1 pseudogene is annotated in these 680 nt (G+C 58.5%); it reads right to left on the reverse strand.

The features are described from left to right. Positions 1 to 680 (reverse strand): annotated as a pseudogene (locus tag ACYCCG_RS26045) (IS110-like element ISPpu11 family transposase); the annotation flags it as partial.

Raw genomic sequence — 680 nt, forward strand, 5'->3', positions numbered from 1 at the left:
CTCTGTAACAGGGCCCAGATAATCCGCAGATTTCGATTAGCCAGCCTGATCGCCGCCTCCTTGCGCCCAAGGCGGGATAGCCAGCGCAAGAGGCGGCGATCATCTGGCTGATCGGAATCAGGCCTTAGCTGGCTCAAGACGGCATGCGCGCCCTGGATCATCAGGCTGCGTATGTAGCCGTCACCGCGCTTGCTCATCTTGCCCAATCTGATTTTGTTTCCGCTGCTGTGCTGATCGGGCACGATACCGAAGAAGGCGGAATACATTCGGCCACTGGCGAAGCGGCTGGGGTCGGTCTGTTTCGCCACGATCGCCGTGGCAATGATAGGGCCGACGCCGCGAATGGTGATCAGTCGCTGAGCGACTTTATCCTCCTGGGCAGTCGCTTCGAGCCGGCGGCTCAGCGCCGCAATGCGTTCACCTAGAGACAACCAGTCCATCAGCAACTCATCGAGCAACTCGCGCAACAGGTCGGGCAGAGGCAAGGAAGCATCCTCAAGCGCCTGAGGTACATGCTTATTGATCGCGGCATCACCCTGGGGCATGGATACGTCATGCTCAAGTAGCAAACCACGGATCTGATTACCCAGCGCGGTATGTCGCTTGATGTTACCGCGCCGGATACGGTGCAGCGCTTGAATAGCCAGTGCTGTGGTGCTCTTGATCGGTATCGAAGCGAT

It is taken from the genome of Pseudomonas sp. VEM90 (genome assembly GCF_054611535.1).